This window comes from Subtercola sp. Z020 (assembly GCF_002931235.1).
Lineage (GTDB): Bacteria > Actinomycetota > Actinomycetes > Actinomycetales > Microbacteriaceae > Subtercola.
The window spans coordinates 1-2,569 of record NZ_PSTT01000145.1 but is presented as its reverse complement, the minus strand read 5'-3'; the positions used below and the strand labels follow the sequence as shown (position 1 = coordinate 2,569).

General features: G+C 75.1%; 2 protein-coding genes. Both read right to left on the bottom strand.

Going from position 1 to position 2,569, the window contains the following annotated elements:
• Positions 1-1,242, bottom strand: a 1,242-nt coding sequence (locus C5B96_RS16860; RefSeq protein WP_146078240.1) for a glycosyltransferase, incomplete at its 3' end; no start/stop codon positions are given.
• On the bottom strand, positions 1,239-2,569 hold a 1,331-nt coding region (locus C5B96_RS16855; RefSeq protein WP_369826493.1), incomplete at its 5' end, for a glycosyltransferase. The genes C5B96_RS16860 and C5B96_RS16855, both read right to left, overlap by 4 nt.

Below are 2,569 nucleotides of genomic sequence, written 5' to 3'. Positions count from 1 at the left end.
GGCGGGTGGAGGTGCGGGCGTGGTCTGGGTGGGCTGAGCGGATGGCGCGGAGAGAGTCGCGACGTCGGCGATGGCGGCGGCGGCCCGGGAGGCGGCGCCGGGGGTGCGCCAGGCGGACCAGTCGGGGGTCAGGGCGCGTGCCTCGGCGAGCAGGGCGGGCCACTCGTCGGGTGCCGGCCAGCTGGTGCGGACGACCGCGAGGCCGTGCTCCCGCAGCACCCGGGCGGTGGCGCGCTGCTCGTCGAAGGCGCGCGGCTGGGCGATGACGATGGCGCGCGCTCCGGCGGAGGCGAGGTCGGCGACGGCGTTCTGCCCCGCGAAGGAGACGACCACATCGACGTCCTGCAGGAGGTCGAACGGGTCGGCGTTCCAGCGCTCCGCCGACACGTGTGCGGTCGGCTCCATGCCGAGCGCGTGCCACGTGGTGGCCCCGGCGGCAGCGACCGTTGCACCCCCGTCCACTGCATCCCCGTCCACTGCACCCCCGGCGGCAGCGTGCTCGGCCCAGCCCGCGACCGGTCGCGCGACCGTGGCGACGGCCGCCGCCTCGATGTCGGCGGGGGTGACCGTGCGCCCACCCCCGGCGCCCAGCACCAGCACCGAAGTGACGGTGGCGGGCGCAGCGACGGCGGTCGGCGTCGCGCCGGGCGCAGCGGCAGCCGCGGAGGGCGCCGCGCGGCGGCCCGCGAAGCGACTGATGCCACCGACGAACGACGTCTTCGCGCGGAACGGCTCCAGCGCCCGCGGCACGTACAGCGCCTCGGGCCAGGGCGCCACGATGCGCGACGCAGCGGTGAAGGCGAGGCGGTGGGGGTCGTCGTTCCGCTCGCCGGGCTGCGTCATCACGACCACGGGCACGCCGAACAGGCGCACCAGCAGGGTCACCTCGACCGAGACGTCGACCACGAAGGCGTCGAAGCGTTCTGAGGCGAGGGCGGCGGCGATCATCCCGAGCCGCGAGGCGTGCCCGCTGTGCCCGAGCGGAGCCCAGTGCAGCGCACCACCGGCCGTTGGCTGCGACTGGGCGGGGTCGCGGGCGACTCCGCTCTCGGTGCGCTCGGGCTGGTCGTCTCGGTCGAGCATCACCCAGCGGGTGTGCGACGGCAGAGCCGGCGGCGGGGCGAGCGTCGAGAACACAACCACATCCGCATCGAGATGGCGCCGTACGGCGTCGAACCGGGTGCGGTGCCCGGCGCCCGAGTGGTGCAGGTACCACCCGACGAGCGCACGCCTGGCGCTCACGACCGGGCGGCCGGCGAGGGGGATGCCGCGGCTGCCGCCGCCGTCACGGGCAGAGCCGACGCGACAGCCCCCGCAGACCCGGGCAGCGCCGAATCGCCAGCGCCAGCCGACCCGGGCAGCGCCGGCACCGCGTGCAGGGCCGCGCCGAGGGTTCCGTCGAGCATGAGCCGGCGGTACATCGTCTCGAGTTCGAGCACCCGAACCCCGAGCGAGAACCGCTGCACGGCCTCGGTGCGCGTGCGGCGCCGGATGCCCGCATCCCCGTCGCCCCGAGCGATCAACTGCTCGGCGGCGGCCGCCAGCTGCTTGACGGAACCCATCGCCACCAGTCGGGTGCCGGGCAGGTCGCCGACCACTTCGGAGACACCGCCGGTGTCGAAGCAGGCGACGGGCGTGCCGGTCATCATGGCCTCGGCGATGATGAGGCCGAACGGCTCCTGCCAGACGGGTGTCACGAGGGCGCAGCGGCTCCGCCCGACGAGGGCCGCCAGTTCGGGCTGGCGCAGTTCGCCGAGGTAGACGGCGTCGGGGCCGAGCAGGGGGGCCACCTCCTGCTCGAAGTACCGGGGGTCGCCGATGCGCCCGGCGAGCACGATGCGCCGGCCGAGCAGCTTCGCGGCACGGATCGCGAGATGCGCACCCTTCTCCTCCACGATGCGGCCGAACCAGACGAGGTCGGGGCCGCCGGGGCCGAGCGGCCAGCGATCAGCGTCGACAGCGTTCGGCACCACCGTCGACTCGATGCCCACGGGCATCCATTCGCCCGCCGTGTGCGCACTCACCGCGATGAAGCGGCTGGCCGGCGCCACGGCCGAAGCATGCGCCGCCACGAGCTGCGGAAGAACGGGGGTGTGCAGCGTCGACACCATCGGCACGCCGAGGCGGCCGGCCCAGGCGAGCGGGGTGCCGTGCAGGCTGTGGTTGTGCACCACGTCGAACTCGTCGGAGTGCGCGGCGATGTGCGCGAGGGCGCGTTCGAGGGCGGGCAGCGCCCGGTCTTCGTAGCCGACCGGGTAGTCCACGTCGTTCGGCACCTCGTCGGCGGCCCAGACCACCGGCGGCAGCACGAACGACTCCGGGCTCTGGTCGAGGAAGTCGCTGCCCTCGACAGCGGCGAGCGTCACGTGGTGGCCGCGTGCGCGCAGCTGGTCGACCTGGTGCCAGATCGACGATTCGAGGCCGCCGGCGTGCGGCTCGCGGATCGGGTACCGCAGCGGCGCGATGACGACGATGCGCAGCGGATGCGCGGTCGCCCTCATACGCGGGCTCCGGGGGGCGAGTCGATGCGCGGTGAGCGGGCCGGAGCGGCCAGCGCGGGGGCGGGGGC